Annotated in this window: 22 protein-coding genes; 6 read left to right on the top strand and 16 right to left on the bottom strand. The window is 37.4% G+C overall.

The genetic code is table 11. From position 1 onward, the window contains the following. Positions 1–30: 30 nt before the first annotated feature. The 5 genes from JO40_RS03085 (at position 31) to JO40_RS03065 (ending at position 5,720) form a co-directional block, all read left to right on the top strand. Positions 31–639, top strand: coding sequence for a TetR/AcrR family transcriptional regulator (locus JO40_RS03085; RefSeq protein WP_044977869.1), 609 nt, complete (start codon positions 31–33; stop codon positions 637–639). A 128-nt stretch (positions 640–767) separates the two neighbouring features. Further along, positions 768–2,513, top strand: coding sequence for an ABC transporter ATP-binding protein (locus JO40_RS03080; RefSeq protein ID WP_044977867.1), 1,746 nt, complete (start codon positions 768–770; stop codon positions 2,511–2,513). Further along, positions 2,506–4,245: an ABC transporter ATP-binding protein gene (locus JO40_RS03075; RefSeq protein ID WP_044977865.1), complete on the top strand. Its 1,740-nt coding sequence runs from the start codon at positions 2,506–2,508 to the stop codon at positions 4,243–4,245. The genes JO40_RS03080 and JO40_RS03075 overlap by 8 nt, the downstream gene beginning before the upstream one ends. A gap of 405 nt (positions 4,246–4,650) precedes the next feature. Then, positions 4,651–5,253 carry an alpha/beta hydrolase family protein gene (locus JO40_RS03070; protein WP_044977863.1) on the top strand — a complete coding sequence of 201 codons (603 nt, stop codon included), beginning with the start codon at positions 4,651–4,653 and terminating at the stop codon, positions 5,251–5,253. A gap of 44 nt (positions 5,254–5,297) precedes the next feature. Next, complete coding sequence (locus tag JO40_RS03065; RefSeq protein WP_044977861.1) at positions 5,298–5,720, top strand: hypothetical protein; 423 nt, start codon at positions 5,298–5,300, stop codon at positions 5,718–5,720. Between the two features lie 330 nt (positions 5,721–6,050). Here the strand turns inward: JO40_RS03065 and JO40_RS13415 are convergent, their stop codons facing one another. The 5 genes from JO40_RS13415 to JO40_RS14125 form a co-directional block, all read right to left on the bottom strand. Continuing rightward, positions 6,051–6,188, bottom strand: a complete 138-nt coding sequence (locus JO40_RS13415; RefSeq protein ID WP_175575939.1) for a hypothetical protein — start codon at positions 6,186–6,188, stop codon at positions 6,051–6,053. A 10-nt stretch (positions 6,189–6,198) separates the two neighbouring features. Beyond that, complete coding sequence (locus tag JO40_RS03060; protein ID WP_044977859.1) at positions 6,199–6,753, bottom strand: NAD(P)H-dependent oxidoreductase; 555 nt, start codon at positions 6,751–6,753, stop codon at positions 6,199–6,201. Between the two features lie 103 nt (positions 6,754–6,856). Next, complete coding sequence (locus JO40_RS03055) at positions 6,857–7,357, bottom strand: hypothetical protein (RefSeq protein WP_044977857.1); 501 nt, start codon at positions 7,355–7,357, stop codon at positions 6,857–6,859. A 239-nt stretch (positions 7,358–7,596) separates the two neighbouring features. Continuing rightward, positions 7,597–8,058 (bottom strand): hypothetical protein, encoded by a 462-nt coding sequence (locus JO40_RS14130; protein WP_049992334.1) that lies wholly within the window; start codon positions 8,056–8,058, stop codon positions 7,597–7,599. Continuing rightward, entirely contained in the window at positions 8,051–8,719 is a 669-nt protein-coding gene (locus tag JO40_RS14125) for a hypothetical protein (RefSeq protein WP_049992333.1), read from the bottom strand. Before JO40_RS14125 ends, JO40_RS14130 begins: the two co-directional genes overlap by 8 nt. A 406-nt stretch (positions 8,720–9,125) precedes the next feature. Between JO40_RS14125 and JO40_RS03045 the strand changes: the two genes are divergently transcribed. Further along, positions 9,126–9,593, top strand: coding sequence for a hypothetical protein (locus JO40_RS03045; RefSeq protein ID WP_044977855.1), 468 nt, complete (start codon positions 9,126–9,128; stop codon positions 9,591–9,593). Between the two features lie 156 nt (positions 9,594–9,749). On the opposite strand, the gene JO40_RS03040 is transcribed toward JO40_RS03045, so the two are convergent. The 11 genes from JO40_RS03040 to JO40_RS02990 all read right to left on the bottom strand — a co-directional run bounded on the left by JO40_RS03040 (position 9,750) and on the right by JO40_RS02990 (position 17,865). After that, a complete protein-coding gene (locus JO40_RS03040; protein WP_044977852.1) occupies positions 9,750–10,727 on the bottom strand; it encodes a BtrH N-terminal domain-containing protein in 978 nt (325 codons plus the stop codon). Continuing rightward, the gene (locus JO40_RS03035) at positions 10,724–11,242 is read right to left on the bottom strand and encodes a PadR family transcriptional regulator (RefSeq protein WP_002672603.1); all 519 of its coding nucleotides are present in this window, start codon (positions 11,240–11,242) and stop codon (positions 10,724–10,726) included. The genes JO40_RS03040 and JO40_RS03035 overlap by 4 nt, the downstream gene beginning before the upstream one ends. A 67-nt stretch (positions 11,243–11,309) precedes the next feature. Beyond that, positions 11,310–12,260 (bottom strand): HipA domain-containing protein, encoded by a 951-nt coding sequence (locus JO40_RS03030; protein WP_044977850.1) that lies wholly within the window; start codon positions 12,258–12,260, stop codon positions 11,310–11,312. Then, positions 12,257–12,589: a HipA N-terminal domain-containing protein gene (locus tag JO40_RS03025; RefSeq protein ID WP_044977848.1), complete on the bottom strand. Its 333-nt coding sequence runs from the start codon at positions 12,587–12,589 to the stop codon at positions 12,257–12,259. The genes JO40_RS03030 and JO40_RS03025 overlap by 4 nt, the downstream gene beginning before the upstream one ends. After that, positions 12,590–12,793: a type II toxin-antitoxin system Y4mF family antitoxin gene (locus JO40_RS03020; RefSeq protein ID WP_044977847.1), complete on the bottom strand. Its 204-nt coding sequence runs from the start codon at positions 12,791–12,793 to the stop codon at positions 12,590–12,592. A gap of 143 nt (positions 12,794–12,936) precedes the next feature. Then, positions 12,937–13,485, bottom strand: coding sequence for a hypothetical protein (locus JO40_RS03015; protein ID WP_044977845.1), 549 nt, complete (start codon positions 13,483–13,485; stop codon positions 12,937–12,939). Positions 13,486–13,603: 118 nt separating this feature from the next. Beyond that, positions 13,604–13,828 carry a hypothetical protein gene (locus JO40_RS03010; RefSeq protein WP_044977844.1) on the bottom strand — a complete coding sequence of 75 codons (225 nt, stop codon included), beginning with the start codon at positions 13,826–13,828 and terminating at the stop codon, positions 13,604–13,606. Between the two features lie 62 nt (positions 13,829–13,890). After that, positions 13,891–15,312, bottom strand: a complete 1,422-nt coding sequence (locus JO40_RS03005; RefSeq protein ID WP_044977843.1) for an ATP-binding protein — start codon at positions 15,310–15,312, stop codon at positions 13,891–13,893. Between the two features lie 103 nt (positions 15,313–15,415). Further along, positions 15,416–16,144, bottom strand: coding sequence for a transglutaminase-like domain-containing protein (locus JO40_RS03000; RefSeq protein ID WP_201771189.1), 729 nt, complete (start codon positions 16,142–16,144; stop codon positions 15,416–15,418). 99 nt (positions 16,145–16,243) lie between these two features. Next, on the bottom strand, positions 16,244–16,633 hold the full coding sequence (locus JO40_RS02995; protein WP_044977841.1) for a hypothetical protein: 390 nt from the start codon (positions 16,631–16,633) through the stop codon (positions 16,244–16,246). Positions 16,634–16,737: 104 nt separating this feature from the next. After that, positions 16,738–17,865 carry a hypothetical protein gene (locus JO40_RS02990; RefSeq protein WP_044977840.1) on the bottom strand — a complete coding sequence of 376 codons (1,128 nt, stop codon included), beginning with the start codon at positions 17,863–17,865 and terminating at the stop codon, positions 16,738–16,740. Positions 17,866–17,999: the final 134 nt, after the last annotated feature.

The following is a 17,999-nucleotide window of genomic DNA, read 5'->3' as shown; positions in this document are numbered from 1 at the left end:
GCTAACGCTGTATACAAAAAGAGGAGATTTATGCCGAGGGACAAAACCGCCAATCATATAAAAATTATGGCTGCAGCAAAAGCCGAATTTATGGAGAAGGGCTTTGATAAGTCCTCCATGCGAAGTATCAGCAAACGCTGCGGTATGACGGCTGCGGGAATATATCGGCATTGTGTAGATAAAGAAGATCTCTTCGATCAAATTGTCGCTCCTGCAGTGGACCGCATAAATGCTTGGCTGGATGCTCATGTTGCCCGTTACGTGGGTGCAGTGAATCACAAGGAGCACATCCAGTGGCGGGATTCCGAAATAGACATGATGCGCGAAATTGTCTATCCGAACATGGAAGAATACCATCTATTGCTGGCAAAATCGCAGGGGAGCAAATACGAGAATTTTCTCCACGATCTTACAGAGAAACAGCAAGGGCAGCTTTTAAAATACATGCCGTTGCTGAAAACGCAAGGATACGCCGTGAAAGACATAGATTCAAAGGAGCTGCATCTTCTGCTTTCAGCATATACGACCGCTCTTTTTGAACCGGTTATCCATAATTACAGTTTGGAAGAAGCATTACATTGTCTGAAAGCTGTGGAGGCATTCTTTGTTCCGGGTTGGAAGCAGTTGTTTGGGTTTTAATAACTTGCATAATTGAATTAGGATAAAGGCTCACCGCCTGTCTTTGTTTATAAAAATGGGCGATGACTTTATATAAATGTTAGCTAATACTAACTATTGTTTGTTAGCTAACAAAAGGAAGTTTGCTTATGAAGGAAAAAGAAAAAAGTCCTTCGCCTATCGCGTGGGCGTTGGGACAAACAGGGGAACACAAAGGACAATATGTTCTAAGTGTTATCCTCGCAGTCATCGGTGTGGCCTTTTCCATCGCACCGTATTTTGTTGTTGCCGGCATCGTACACGGTTTGATGGGTGGAAACAAAGACCTTTCGTATTATCTGATACGTTGTCTGATTATTGCAGCGTTTTGGTTTTGCCGTGTACTGTTTCATGCGCTCAGCACATCGACAAGTCATAGGGCAACGTTTGCAGTGCTCGGGGAAATCCGAAAACGCTGCACGGAAAAACTGACAAGAATGCCGCTGGGTGCGGTGCTGGAGCAAAGTTCCGGGGCGCTCAAAAATATACTCATCGAACGTATCGACAGCATTGAAACAACACTGGCGCATATCGTTCCGGAGTTCACCGCAAATTTACTGATCCCCGTCATCATTTTGATCTACATTTTTACTATCGATTGGCGTATGGGGCTGGCTTCTCTTACAACGATACCGGTGGGCTTTTTCTGTTACGGTCTTATGATGAAGGGCAGTCCTCAATTTTATCAACGCACGGTTACAGCCACAAAGGCGCTCAATGATACGGCGGTTGAATATATCGGCGGTATTCAAGTCATCAAGGTTTTCGGAAATACAAAAAGTTCCTACGACCGCTTCGTGCATGACGCGTATGAAGCCGCTCACAGCTATATCGATTGGATGCGCTCCTGCATTCTAAGCTTTACATTCGCCATGGTAATCATGCCCGCCACAATGGTTTCCGTGCTCCCCATCGGCGGTCTTTTGGTAAAAGGAGGATCTCTTTCTCCGCAGAATCTGGTAACTATCATTATTCTGTCTGTCGGCATCATCACACCGCTTATAACCTTGATGAGTTATTCGGACGACTTTCGAACCATGGGAACCATCTTCGGTGAAGTTCAAAGTATTCTGAACGCGCCGGAAATGGAGCGCCCGTTAGACGGAGCTATTCCAAAAGAAAACACATTGAAACTGCAAGATGTTCATTTTTCGTATAAGGAAAAGGAAGTGCTTCACGGCATTTCGATGGAAATCCCGGAGGGCAGCTTTATTGCGCTGGTCGGTCCTTCCGGCAGCGGAAAGAGTACCATTGCGCGCCTTATCGCTTCGCTTTGGGATGTGAGCAGCGGCTCAATTTTGCTGGGGAATACGGACATTCGTGAAATTCCGCAAGAGGCCTATTCGGATAAGATAGCCTTTGTCTCGCAGGACAATTATCTATTCAACATGACGGTCAGGGAAAATATCCGCATCGGACGGGCGGATGCAACTGATGCGGAAGTGGAAGAAGCGGCAAGACGCAGCGGTTGCCATGAATTCATTTCGGAGCTGGAGCACGGTTACGATACCGTGGTAGGCACTTCCGGCGGGCATCTTTCCGGCGGCGAGCGGCAGCGTATCTCCATTGCCAGAGCAATGCTGAAAGCGGCGCCCATTATCATTTTGGATGAGGCAACCGCCTACACCGATCCTGAAAACGAGGCGGTCATTCAGCGCTCTATCTCTAAGCTGACGGAGGGCAAGACGCTCATCGTGATTGCGCACCGGCTTTCTACGATTACCGCTGCCGATTGTATCTATGTCATTAAAGACGGTGCCGTTGCAGACAGCGGAACCCATGATGAGCTTTTGTCTCATCACGGGTTATATGAAACGATGTGGAATGCACATATAGAGGTGAAAGATCATGCTTAAAGTTATTAGAAAGTTTTTTACGTTCTGCGGTGAAGAAAACCGCCGGAAATTCATCACTTCCATTAGGCTCAATGTTATTCAGGCTCTGTTTGAGGCGCTAAAGATTCCGGCGATTGCGGTGATGATTCGGGCGCTGATGAAAGGAACGGTAGACACAAAAGATATCCTACTCTCGTTAGGGATTATGCTGATCAGCATTGCCGGATCGGGATTGCTAAAATCAAAGGCTGTTATGTTGCAGACCGAAGGGGGCTATGACGCTTGTGCGAAAAAACGGGTGGAGATTGCGGAGCACATGCGGTATCTTCAGATGGGATACTTTAACGCCAACAGCCTCGGGCAGATTACGTCTGTTACAACTAATATAATGGAAAGCCTTGAAAATATCGCGGCTCGTGTGGTAATGCTTGTCTGCGACGGCTTGCTTACAACCTCGCTTATTGTCGTCATGCTGTTTTTCTTCGACTGGAGAATCGCCTGTGTGCTGCTCTGCGGTTTTTCGCTGTTTCTTTTTGCAAACAGCCGTCTCCGGATTACTTCCGAGAAGGTGTCGGGAAAAAAGATACGCGCAGATGAAAGGCTCGTAGAAAAAGTTCTGGAATACCTGCAAGGGATGACCGAGGTTAAGGCTTACCGATTGACGGGAGTTAAGAGCAGGGAATTAAATGAGGCCATCGCGGAAAACAGTAAGATCAATATCGACATGGAAATGACACTGGTTCCCCGCATAGCATTGCAGAGTTTTATCACCAAGCTTACCGGTGTGGCAATGGTAGCTTTTTCATGCGTATTTTATTGTGCCGGAAGCATGGACGCGCTGAATGCTGTTGTCATGGTAATCTCAGCATTTATCATCTATACCAGTCTGGAAACGGCAGGACAATATTCGTCACTGCTCCGCGTAGTTGATATGAGTGTTGACCGGGCGCAGGAAATTCTGAACACGCCGCAGATGGATATATCCGGAGAAACGATTGAACCGGCAGTGCGTGATATTGTTGCGCAGGATATCGCATTTTCGTATGAGAAGCGAAAGATCATCGACGGCATTTCATTGCATATTCCTGAAAAGACCACGACGGCGATTGTCGGTCCTTCCGGCGGAGGAAAAACCACCTTGGTAAATCTGCTTGCACGGTTCTGGGATGTAGACGGGGGAACCGTTATGCTGGGCGGCCGGGATGTGAAGGATTACGATATGGATTCCTTGATGGCGAATTTCAGCTTTGTGTTCCAATCGGTTTATTTATTCCACGACACCATCGCCAACAATATCCGCTTTGGTCAGCCCGGCGCTCCGATGGAGGATGTGATCGCTGCGGCAAAAAAGGCCTGCTGCCATGACTTTATCTCAAGCCTTCCCCACGGATACGACACGGTTGTCGGTGAAGGTGGCGCAAGTCTTTCCGGCGGAGAAAAGCAGCGCATCTCCATTGCCCGCGCTATGATGAAAAATGCGCCGGTCATCTTTTTGGATGAGGCAACCGCCAACGTCGATCCCGAAAATGAAAACGAACTGATGCACGCCATCCACGCGCTCACCGCCGAAAAGACCGTCATCATGATTGCTCATCGGCTGAAAACCGTAGAGAGAGCCGATCAGATTATCGTCGTAGACCACGGCAAGATTGTGCAGCAGGGCACACATGCCGAACTGATGGAGCAGGACGGCATATACCGAAACTTTATCGGCGAGAGGCGCGAAGCTGCAAGCTGGAAGGTACATAAATAATTATACGGGGGTTCCCCTCACTGCGTTCGGGTCGCTACGTCCGCTGTTCCGCTGCCGCTCCATTCCTCCACCTAGTTTCTGTACGGACAAGGATGTCCGTGATGTGAATCAGAAGCGAGTTTAGGCTAGCGCCTAAACTCGAAGCCTAAGAATGTGCAAGGACGCACATTCTTAGGCATAGCTACCATCGCTAACCTGAGGGGAAAAATCTGCCAGTAGAAAAATCGGCCTAAAAAATGGTATAATATCGGCAGATATTTAGAGAGCAAAATTTGAAGATAAGGGCGGTGAGTTCATTTGCTGAACTCAATAACTGGAAATTAGAAAATAAAGAAATAAAGCAAGTGTATAAGTTGGCGGGGAAATTTATTGGCTGATAAATTGGAGTTTGTAGAGGGAATTTGAATGAAAAATGTTGTTATATATGTTCATGGTAAAGGTGGTAATGTAGAAGAAGCTAATCACTATAAACAATTTTTCGATGATAGTTTTGATATAATTGGATTTGATTATAAATCAGACAAACCCTGGGATGCAAAAATTGAGTTTAGCAATTATTTTAATTCAATTATTCCTAAATATAATAAAATTTATCTAATCGCCAATACTGTAGGTGCATTTTTCTCATTAATATCTTTATCAGATAAACCTATCGAAAAGGCAATGTTGTTTTCTCCTATTGTAGATATGGAAAGATTGATTTTAGATATGATGAAATGGGAAAATATTTCAGAAGATGAACTTATGCTAAAAAAAGAAATTGAAACATCCTTTGGAGAACTTTTGTCATGGGAATATTTAACCTATATTAGAAATAATCCTATCAACTGGGATATCCCTACTAATATTCTTTTTGCGGATAAAGACAATATAACATCAGTAAATACAATGACAAATTTTGCTAATAAAATAAATGCAAATCTGACAATAATGAGAGATGGGGAACATTGGTTTCATACAGATGAACAAATGGATTTTTTAGATAACTGGTTTAAAAAGAATATTTAATCATTGTTTGTAAGTATAGACAAATTAGAAGTTGTGAGGATGGTATGAGCAAAGAGTTAACAAGAAATAGAAGAAGTAATATTCCAGTTAGTTTACACGATAGCCGCATTATAAATATTGAATACCAAGAAGGTGTATTAAGATTAAAGTTAGATAAGATATTTCAATACACAAAAGAACAGGAAATCATTTATACAGGTGAAATTGATTTTACAGAAATTGATATTGATGATTGCAATATACTAATTTTTGATAAAACAGTTTATGAAGGAGATTTTTCAGGAAAAGCAATTAGTTTAACTGAGTATGTAGAACAGTATTCAAGCGCTGAATTTGAAATTCTAACAGAAGGGTATAATGGATATTGTACGATATATTCTGGATGGCTTTGGCAAGAAGGAAAAGAACCTGTGAGTGGAATAATTAATATTTATAATACAGGAGAAATAATCTATAGAATTGATTAATAAATCTCAGTTTGTCTAACTTAACAATTAAATAAAATGCCACAACATAGTAATTCGTTAAACAGTAAGTTAAAGTGATTTACTGTTTTTTTGTTGCCCAAAATTAGAAAGAGAGGATACCATTATAGCTAATAAAGTAAATCTGCAAAAAATAAAATCAGAAATAGAAACCAAACAGGCAGAATTAGAAGGTGTGGAGATAAAATGTTGAAAGAGTTTGAATACTGGAATCACAATACAGTTTATTGTGCGATCGCATCTTCCGCCCTGCCGGTACCGCTCAGCTTAAACTCAAAGATGTGCACAATATCTGCTGTTTGTACTGTGCAATCAGCAACTATACACGCCCTCTCCGGCTTTTGCAAAAAGATAGCCGGCATATTGTTCCTTCAGCACAGCCAGAGTTTCACTATGGCTCAATTCATCTGCTCTGTTCAATGTCTTTATTTCAGGGGCAAAGTTCTGCACAAGTTCCTGCTCAGCACTCTATGAGCTGTACAATTTTTTCATAATGCCTTTCTGCAAGTTTTTCCATTGCAGCCTTTTCTTCCGATGTACTGTTTCCCGTGTTAAGCATTCCGCCGGTAAAAACGGCTCCCGCATAGTTCATTCTGCAAAAGTCGAATGTTTTTTTATACGGCTTTAGAATTTCATCTACCGAGATACCCATCTTTCCGCCCGGAGCATAGTCATCATTTGTAGAGCCTGCGGTAATGCCGATAATAATCTTTTTGCCGTCAAGTGCGTGCCCCTTGCTTCCGTACGCCCATCCGTGTTCAAAAACTTCTTCCAGCCAGCGCATTATCAACGATGTCATCGAATACCAAAATAAGGGCGATTGAATAATAATCATGTCCGCCCGTAACAGTTTTTCTTTTTCTGCAGCAATATCAATGGCATAATCCGGATAGAGTACGTTCAAATCATCGAATTCCGCATCCGGATATTTTTCTTGCAAAAGAGCGACAATCTTTTTATTGCCGACAGAATCTTTCGCGTGCGTGTGTCCTGTTACGATTAAAAGCTTTTTCATTTTTTCCTCCGTGAATTCCGATTTACTACCGGATGTTTTATAATATTATTTTATAATATCATATAGCAGGTTTTCTTGTCCAATGCCTCTGTTTTACTGAAACTTATCTGCGGTTCTGTATATATTCTTTTCTGAGCTTATCGGCAATACCGCTCTTTTGAATATGATGAATAAGATTTTCATGCGGAAACGGTATGTTTTTGATCTCTTTATCATATTCCGTAATTTCTCCGGTTCCGTTAAAAAGCGGACGGCCATCTATCTTGCCGAATTTAATAAACTGTATCCAGTCCTTTTGAATTGTACTAACGGCTGCCTTATTTTCATCGGTAACGGGTATATTCATTTTATCTATGCGCAGCATATGGTGTTTCATAAAAACATTTAAAAATAGCGGGTATTTTCTCTGCGGAAAGCATAGTGTTTCAGTCCGGTTAATTATTGTTTCAGGTGAATAGTCTTTTTTATCAAGGATTTTTGCATATTCAAATCTTTTTCCCTGTGCATAGGGCACACTCAATATGGAATACACGGATCTGTCTGCTTCCGTTTTTCCGACTATATCCGCATATACTCTGCCGATCTCTGTCTGTAATATTTCCATTTTACACCTCCGGTATTCTATGAGTTTTCAGTCCTTCCTTATTTTTCTTACACAGTTATAAATATCGTTAAGACAGTTAAGCCTTTGTTAACAATTATAGCATTTTTAAGATGTTTTTCAACCTGTTATCAACAATCATATTTTGTAATATGACTGCATTATAACCAAAAAAAGGAGGCTGTTGAAAAACTTCAGTTTTCAAACAACCCCGTTATAATCATGGAAATTACTCTTTATCTTTAGTCTTGTGCCGCTACAGTATAAATTGTTCGTCCGTCTTCTTTAGATGCCTTAACTGAAATACCGTCAGCCTTTAAATGATCCGAATCAATGGTCAGAATGCCGTCTTTAATATCATATTTCATCGTTAAAGGTATCCTTAAATACTGCTTTACTTCTTCATATCCGCTGATAATTGCCGTATTTTTAATTTCGATACTTTTACCGTTTATATTAAATTTGCTGCTGTAGCCTGCCATTACGGAAAGATCTTTATATTTAAACATACTTTCTGCATAAAAGCTTTTGGAAACTTGGGAAATATCCAAATGGAGCAACGGGATACCGGTATTATCTTTAGCTGCAATTATATCCTTCAGCTTATCTTTTGCAGCTTTATTTGTACTGTCAACCTCTTTTGTAATTTTATCTACAATCTTCTTGTCCGGTTTATCGGAAATAGGGGTTGTATTTTCAAGCAATACTTCCGGAATACCTTTCCCTGTCGGCAGCTATAAAAATTTGCTCTTTTCTTATATACTTGTCCGCTTCTTTTCTTACATCTTCTTTAGATAAATTCTTTCCGATAAACATGCCAAGATTTTCCTTATAGCGTGCCGTAGCCTCCGCAATATCCGTCGCTCTGATGCTGTCAGCCTCACTCTTAAATTCATCATTGTATTTATCCAGCCGGAATTTTGCCTTGCCCAAATATTCATCTTGCTTGTCAGGATTTTCAAATGCCTGTATCAATCGTGTATAGAGCATCCTTCGAAGAATTCTCGGAGTATCTTCTATGGGATAGATTTGACTTCTGCTCGATTCTGCCGACGCTTGCACATCTTTTTGATAATAAAAATGTACCATTTCATGCGTTGCGGTTTTGTATAATTCATTGACGGAATTTTCTGCTTGCATAACATCGTCATCTACGTTCATAACAATAGACGGTTTACCTTGGAATTGTATCTGATCATAACTTTCCGGATTCGGAGGAGTAATGTTCTCGTATTCCGTCTTTTTTAAGGCTCTGTTTTCATTGATATTCAAAAGCTTTGCCTCTTTTACATCACTTTCTTCATCCAGATAAAAAATCAAAAAGTTGTGCTCGGTATAGTCATATCCGGGCCACACTTTATTCATCGCAGGCCAGTGATTTAGTCTTAATGAGTTTTTTCATCATTTCATCCTTATATAATGCGCTTTGTAATATTCTAATGATATGGGTATCAAAAGAAAACTGATTTTATACATTTTTAATATAAATTGCACGGCGGCAGTAGGTTATAAATGATTCGATAATTACGAGGATAGCTATGACGGTTTCATTCAGGAATTCCGATAATAAGTCGATACAAAAATGTATATTTGTGATATAATAAAGTATATAGGAGATGCTTAGGTCCTATGAGCAATATGCTCAAATGAAAACTAAAGTTTTAGAGATGACTTATCCGGAGTTTGCGGAGTATGTGTAATGTATATTAAAGATTTTATGATGACATAATCTGGTCGGAATATACCTGAAAATAGCATAAAAGGAGGCTGTATGCCGCAAATGACTAAAGGCGGAAAGTTTGTTTTTGGGAAATCGCTTATAAGGCAAGATGGAACCGTTCAGCTGCCAGCTCAGGCAATAAAAGAATACAACATTACCGCCGATACAAAAATCTATCTTTTTACAGGCAGCAAGAAGACAGGCGGATTTTGTATCACCCGAAAAGGCTTGCTTGAGCCTTCAACACTTGGGCATATTTTAACTGATAACCCAAACCTGCAAAACTACACATCCGGCTGCGGTGAGTTCATCAAATACAAAGGACGCTCCTATTGTTGGATTGATATATCCGAAACCGGAAGTATTCATTTGACAAAAGAGATGATGGATTTTCTTGACATAAAACACGGAATGTACTTACTTTCTATCCGAAGCAGCAACATTGCATTTACCATGGGAGCAAAGGGCCCTTTAATCGGAAAAGCTGATAACTATGATGGTTTCATTCCGGAATTTTAAGTGCGGAAGTTAACGAGGCAATCTTATTTGGTTGCCGAAGTTCCACCTTCCTTTTTCCCGGGACGGCCTCCATACCGAACATCGCCAATGCAACATTCACCTTATCCATGCGTATGTTTCTTTTGCTCCAACTATCGGATATATAATTTTTTTGAATTATGCATTTGCTAATAACTGCATTACTTCTTTTTCTTTTACTGAAATCTCTTTCATCTTTTCTGAGGCTTTCAAAATATATTTCCTTTCTTTGATTTCAGATGTTTTTTTTAATAATACAATAACTTCCGACCAATTTTTAGCAATTGTTACAAATGATACGTAAGCTGTTTTAATATTATCATTGTTTGTTAAGGTGTATGCTTCTTTTAGAAAATCACGATATAAATTTCTAAATAGAGCGCCTCCTGTTCCCGCCTTTTCCATGAGCATGGCAGTCATTCCAAAATCTTCTTCAATAGTTTTTGAACTGTCAAACCATTTGATGATCTCTTCGCTTGCCCGGTAAATTCCCTTATATGTTAAATTCTTTATCGGAGGATTTAAATATATTGCTGCATTATTGTGTATGGCTGTCATTACGGCTTTTTTGATAGGTATCGGTTTATTATCTTTTTCAATTACATAAAACAAGTTTTTTGATGACATAGAGCCTTTTGCATTTCGTGCTAGTTCTAAACTCTTTAGCGAACTGCTCACTTCACATCCTTGCTGAGCAGTATCAACTAAGAATGCATTTTTATCATCATAACCGATTATGGCAACATAATGCCCTGCAAAGTGAATTGGATTTGTAAAGTATTCTAAATGATAACAATCTAATTTTAAGCCGACTGCTTTTCCTTTATCCAATAATTCTTTTACAGATTTCCAAGCTTTACTTTTTGAAGATGTTTCCTTGACATCAAGTCTTAATCCCAGATTTTTTACTATATTTTGTGTTAATAAATCAGGTTTAATTCTTCCTCCTATAAAAGGTATATTCATAGATTTCATTTTCCATATAATAAATCCCAGTCCTTCTCCAAGTCCGAATAGCATAGGTTCGCTCAATTCTACTCCAAGCTGATTTAGAAGAGTTCCTGTTGCGGTTGATTCGCAATGCTGTCCTATAAAAGGTTTAATATTTAATTTCATTTTTTCAGTTCTCCTATTTCTTTATTTAACCATTCAAGTTCCGATAAAATTAACTTTTCACTTAAATGAAATAATCGTGTAGCAGGAAGAGAGGGTGAGTTTTCTTTATTTATCTTTTCTTTAAGATCCGCTAAATCCTGTTCTAATTGTATTTTTCTTTTAATTAATGATTGCAAGGTTTCGGCATTATTTAATATAGAGCTATTTGCCAGTCCTGTCATAAAATGAGTATTTGACGGCATTCGTTCTTCAATGCGTTTCTTTGTTTCCTCTTTTAATACATTTAAGCCCTGTTTTGTTATTGAGAATTCCTTTTTCTCTTTTCCTCTGGTTCTTTTACTGAAAGCCAAGCCTTTCTTCTCAAGTTTATCCAGTACATAATATATTGATGAAAAACCTATATCAGTCCACTTTCTCATACCTCGCATTTCAATAATTTTCTCAATATTGTATCCATGCGCTGAATGCTCTGCAAGAATTCCTAATATTAATTCTTCCGTTAATGATGTTTTCATAATTATATTATAGTTCTAGAATAGTCTTGTGTCAAGTAAAAAATTACAAACTTTACCATATCCCAATCTACCTCAGAGCTGATACTCTTTTATCGACTAATTCTATAAAGGCTTCTTTCATATCTTGAGGCATTAGAGAATTACGGCACATTTCAATAAAAACAGGCGTCATAGATACTAATTGTTCGATCATTTTCTCTGCTGCAAGTTTTGCTATTCCACAACCGGCTGCAAAGATAAGAAAATCTTTACGATGAATATTTCTTTTCTTTCCATTTATCGGCAGAGCAAATTCTTCTTTGTCTTCAGGCATAATTACATTTACCGGAAGCAAATCATATGCAGGGGAAAGATGATATTCTCCTGAGCCCGATTCCGATTCAATCAAGGAAAAATTCTTTAAATGCATATCGGAATTTCCAACAATAAACGAAAATACCAGCCGATAAAATAGTTCGCTCATATCAAGACCTGAACGGGACGAATACTTTTTAATTATATTTCCGCACCGTTCGTAAGATCCTTTATATTTATCTTGAGTCAATCTTAAATCAAGCTGACAAAAATCTTCCATTGCAAACAGCTTTACATTGGAATCTTTTGAAAAAACGCGATCGATTCTTTTTGTAATATACGCATAAGAGTCTTTGCTTTTTACAAGAGCGTGAGGAACGGTTCTAATCTTAGCTTTATCTGCCATAGACATAACAATATGTTCAGCCTCCGGCAATGCACGAAATTCTTTTACTTGAGGTTTTAAAATATATCCCGTCGGGTAATTCACAACAGTCAATCTGGGATAAACTTCCTTTGAAAGATGTAATGAAAGTTTTTTCTGAACCCCCGGAATAGTATAGCCTTTATTGGTGCTTTCTTTTGCAAGTTCTTCCAGCACTGAATCTGTTATTTCAATTTCCGGAATAACGGCTGTTGTGAAAAATTTTTTTATACATGTTTTATGCCAGCCGCTGCTTTCATTATTGTCTTTTATCGGCTTTCCGCAACACAGACAGTTCATATCTTTTCCTCTCTGATACTGACGTTTCCGATAGGGTCTTTACAAGCAACTAAAAGCAATGCAAATCTGTCCTTAGTATCTATCTTCCAATTACGGCTTACAATATCAAGAAGCCAGCCTTCAGGAATCAGTCCGTCAAAAAAAGAAAATAATGTTTTTGATTTATAAGGTTCTTCACGTATCGGAAGTGTCAATGAAACCGGATGATTATCTGCTCTTGCTATATAGGTTTTATCGTAAGAAAAAGAATATCCTTCATCAGTCTCGCTCAGTTTTCCGGCAAAGTTATTATATACATAGACATCCGCAGTTCTGAATATGTTTTTCATTTATATTCCTTCCTTTTTTCCCGGGACGGCCTCCATACCGAACATCGCCAGTGCAACATTCACTTTATCCATGCGTACGGTTTCTTTTCCTTGCTCTAATTCACGGACAAAGCGAAGTCCAAGACCGGCTCTCATCGCAAAATCTTCTTGTGTCAAACCGGCAGATTTTCTGCTGGTCTTAATGAATTCCGCTATCCTATTCATATTGCCTCTTTTGAAGTTATTATAAGAATAATATACACCCTTTAGGGTATAATGTCAAGTAATTAGTATATAAATACACCCTAACAGGTATAATTATTTAATCAGAGGTAATTATATACCCGATAGGGTGTATTTTAAAAGAGTTAATATTTCTGCATCCTGTCTACATTATGTACACGGCTTTTTACTTTTTTGTAAGCTGACAGTTCCTCTATTGCAATATCCAAAGAAAGCTGCCTTCTTCTCTTTTCTTTTGTTTCTTTTACGGAGCCGACTAAAACTACTCTGTGTCCCGGTATTTTTAATATGTAAGTTTTATACCAATAAGGCTGCGGTTTGGGAATCTTAATATTTAACGTTCCCTTTTTGATGTGTAATTCTTTATTTTTCCAATATAAAACGGCATGATCTTCATATAGGTCAAGCAGAGCTTCTTCCTCCTTGCGGCTCCAACATTTTGCGGCAATCCATGCCGGCAGCGACATAGCAATAGAAATTAAGCCGAATATCAAATAAACAGCATGCATGGGATGTTCTCTGAAATATACCGGTCCATGTTCCGGTCCTTTTTCAATACCGGAAAACACAAGAAATGCATAAAAAGTCAAAAGCCCAAGAGTTACTCCGAATAACACCATAATATACAATACACCGGGTGAATATTTATTGCATTGAAATGTTATTCTTCTCATAATTTACAACTCCTTTTTCAATTATCTCTAACGCTTTATTCCGTATACATTATCCGCTTTTCAGTGATAAAATTCTCTATATATTCAAGCTGCTCTATTGTCTCTTTCTTAGTATTATTCAAGTAATTTCTGCAAAATACTCTTCTAAATGGTAATATATTTTCATGTCTTCATCATCTACATCACGCAACACTAAAAACTTATTATGTTTTTCTTTATCAGCAAATACGAAGTTATGTTCACCATAATAAAATTGATAGCCTTTATCTTTCAGTGTCCAAAGCTCTCCTGCCTTAAAACTAAAAATATCTTTTTTAACAAGGTAGGTCTTTCCTATTTCCATTTTTAAAACCTCTCTTTCACCTCATCCATCGGCTCCATCATATAAACTCTCAATCAATTTTGTTACTGCTCATACATTTCTTTAAGCGATACTAATATCACTTTTTCATCCTGTAAAGTATCAAACCATTTTGTATAACCTGACAGTGAAAACAAAATATACGTTATTATGTCGAATGTCGGTGATATTACATTTGCCCGTCGTATCAAAGTTTCATATATTCCCTTATCGACCTTTTCATTTTTAAATTTACACTCACCTATGACTGCTTTTTTTTCTATTTCTGATAATGCAACTATGTCAATATCAGCAGATTGAACTATCTTTTCCTCATTACTATTCAAGATAGTTTCAGTTCCCCACCATGTACCAACAGCTGTAATAAAACAATTAAATTTTCCAAGAATTCCTTGTTTCAAGGTATAATATCTGCACATATCCTCAAATACTGTTCCCATAAAAGAATTTAAAATCGGTTTTACTGCTTTTTTATAATACAGTTCACCCTGTCCCATTTCTATTACACTGGTTGCCTTTGGAATAAATTCATACCAAAACTTAAACATATGGTCTTTTAAAACGTACTGTGTTTTTTTCTTATTCTTTTCCTCTGTGATACATTTTTTCTTTTCCACCAATCCTACACTTATTAATTTTTCAATAGAATAGAGAATGGTCGGCTCTTTTTCATTTATTTTGTTAGCTATAACATTGACTGTATTTTTACCTGAGGCAATCTGCTCAATTATGTTATTAACCAATGTTATGTCTGCAAATTCCTGTGTCAGAAGGTTTTTGGGTTCGTCATATAAGTATCCGTCTGTCCGAAAAAATAACCTTACAATATTTTCATCAAGAGTTTTTGCCGGATCAATTATTGACAGATATTTTGCGACACCGCCGGTAATTCCATAGCAGATTGCTTTATCCTCATAAGAATACTCCGGTACAAATTTTGCTGAATCTAAATAGTCAAAAGCCTCTAGTTTTATCTGAGAATCACGCCTTCCAAATAAGGGGCTTTTTTCACTAAGCACCTTATTTTCCATAAAGCTTAAGGCCGAACCGCATAGAATGATTTTCAGGTTTTTATTTTTCCAAACGGTATCAATATACTTTTGCAATACTGAAAGCAGCGCTTCATCTTTTTCTGCCCAGTATGGTAGTTCGTCTATTACAAGCAAAATTTTTTCATCTGACATATTTTTTTCAATAAAATCAAACACAGCCTCGATTGTACGAAAGCTTATATCTTCAATACCGGCTAAAAATACATCCGTTACCTGTTTTGAGAATAACTCCAGATTTCTTTCTTTGCCCACTTTAGTTGCTGTATAAAAAATTACCTTTTTATCTTTCACAAATTCCGAAATAAGGGTAGATTTACCGATACGTCTGCGCCCGTATATAACAGTCATTCCGACTCCGGGTTTTTGATAAAATTCATTTAGATATGATAATTCTTTTTCTCTTCCAATGAACATATGTATATCCTCATTAATAGTTTGATTCAAATTAATTTTATTCAAATTGATTTGAATAAAATTATATCATATTCCAATTCTATTTATCAAGTCAGATCAAACGTCAGAGAGTAGCGCCCGCTCTTATTTTATTTACATTGCAGTTCATCAAATGCCTTCCTAAATGTTTGTAAGCAAAGGCTTTTATTCCTGACACTTCCTGATGATGATGTTTCAACAATTCATCCGGAGAATCCCATACTCCAAAATCCTGAGTAATTCCTTCGCTTTGTATGTACGTGTTGTTCCTGTCAAAATCAATTATCGGATGCCGGAAATCTTTTACCGCGACACCATAACCGCAGAAAGAACCGTTGCAGCTTGCAAATTGTTTTTGCAGTTTTGATAAATACTTTTGGTCCAGTATAAAGGCTTCAAGTTCATACCACTTATCTTCAAAATACACTTCAACCCAACTGTGAAATATATTCTGCGGTGCATTTTTATAAACAAATCCGCTCATCACTCCTTTCTGTAATTGTTTGTCTATGGTAAAACCATGAACTCGACAAGGAATTTCGCAGGCACGCAACAAAGCCATGAAGAGAGTTCCTTTTGTATTGCATTGACCGTATCCGTCCTTAAGAACTTTAGATGCGCTGATACCATCATCTGTATTATACCCGAATGCGATATCATCTCTTACAAAGTTATAAATAGCTTTAAGGCAGTCAAATTTATTTTGTTCCTTCCAATGTTTCACTTCTATTAATTTTTGAATGTCCGGATTTGAAAAATCCAGCATTGCAGTTTCTTGCAAGTATTGATTCATATCCATATATTTTGTCGGCATTATCTTTTCTCCTTTGGGGAGCATTTATCATGATTATTATACTATTATGCTCCCCAAAATTCAATATAGAAAGAGCCTCTTATCGTCATTATCTATTTATCACTCTATTTGAAATGCGATGTTGCATTTTGAGTTCTTTAAATTTGGAAAGCCATATTCCTCTAATCGATTTAGAGTTTTTTGAATAGATTCGGTTATATTGTTTTTGCTAATAGGTAAATTGCTTATAATATATATAATACCGCTAAGTTTTGCCGGATAAATAATCCCGCTCTTAGATTCATTATTTATAATACGGAGCAGGTAAACATCATATTTTGTTTTAACATAGAAATCAAACTCTTGATTATCATAAATCTCCTCCGGAATCAGATGGACCGGAGCTACTATACAGTCTTTCATTTGAAAGCTATCACTCCCAAAATGTGCTTTACAATTGCGTTTTCTCTTTATTCTTTCTATCCATTCAGTAATCATTATCATACCCATAGTCACTGTCTATAATTTTTACACCGTCTATTGCCATTTATCATCTCTCCGTTCACAATTCTAATACATTTCTTAACAAGTGCTGCTTATTTAGTTTTGCTTACTTATAGAAAGGTTAATGTAATCCTTTTAACTTCTTTGTAATATTGATTCATTTCAAATAAAATCTTAATATTTTTATATTGTACACCTTCCATATTCTCTTTCTCTGTTTTTGGAGGAGCAACTCCTAGTATTTCATAAGGTTCTTTCCATTCTCTCCGTTTATCAAAAACAAGATCAATCCATACCGGTTCGATATATATTTCTTTTGCATCATCTATAATTGCTTTGATAATCGTTGCCTCAAGCAAAGAACATGGTGAATCCGATAAGTTTTTAGCTTGTAAAGTTATATTTGTAAACTCATATTGATTATCACTTTTAAAAACATAAGCCTTACTTATTTCCCCCGGTTGCAAAATGATGTTTTTTAATTCTTCAATCGTTCCTTGTTTTAAAATAAGATTTTTAAAGAAACAATCTTCAAATGTATCACTGCCTAAAATAAAAGACCTTCCAATATCTGCATGAAATGTAAATCCATTCGGATTATCCGAATGCGTTTTTAACTTTGGAGTTAGTTCTTTACAAATGTCTTCGTATGCCGCAATACTAAGTCCATCGTTTTTTACTTCAGATATATCAAGATATATCATGCTATCATCATCAGCTGCACCTTTCAGTCTGATGCCGTCAATATCCATTCGTATGTTTAGTAATCTCTCATCAATAAGCATCGGATGTTTTTCAGAAACGAATGCAATAAATTCCATCGCTCTATCATAAGGAACTTTCAATTCTTCAAGTGAATGTATTTTCGTATAGTATATAAAATTTATAGGGATTTCCCAAAAAATCTCATCATTACCAAGTTCATAATTTTTTTTGTATTCCTCAATGATATACTCGCCGAAAATCTCATCAAAATTCGTTTTTATAGATGGTGATGTCATGGAAAGAGGATCACGGGAAACAGTATAAAAAATGATGAGATCGGGATATTCATTTAATGTCACAAGCCAGCGGCGATAATATTTATCTTTCTTAATGGTGTATGCATCCTTACCAAATCTATTATCCAAATATTTGATTATAATTTCACTATCTTCTTTAATATGAGAACAGGCATTTAAAAAAATTACACTGCACACAATACATAATAAAATGACTATTGGTTTAAAAATATTCATATACATTCTCCTTTTATGTTCGCATCAAAGTTGTTTTCTTTCTCTTGTTTTTCAATAAGATAATACGGCTTATTCCATCTTTTCCTATTGCTTATTTATAAGAGAACAAAAAATACTTGTATGAGATTTCTCCG

The organism is Treponema putidum (assembly GCF_000755145.1).
Classification (GTDB): domain Bacteria; phylum Spirochaetota; class Spirochaetia; order Treponematales; family Treponemataceae; genus Treponema_B; species Treponema_B putidum.
Note: the sequence above shows the minus strand (reverse complement) of the source record. Positions and strands in the feature narration are given on the sequence as shown.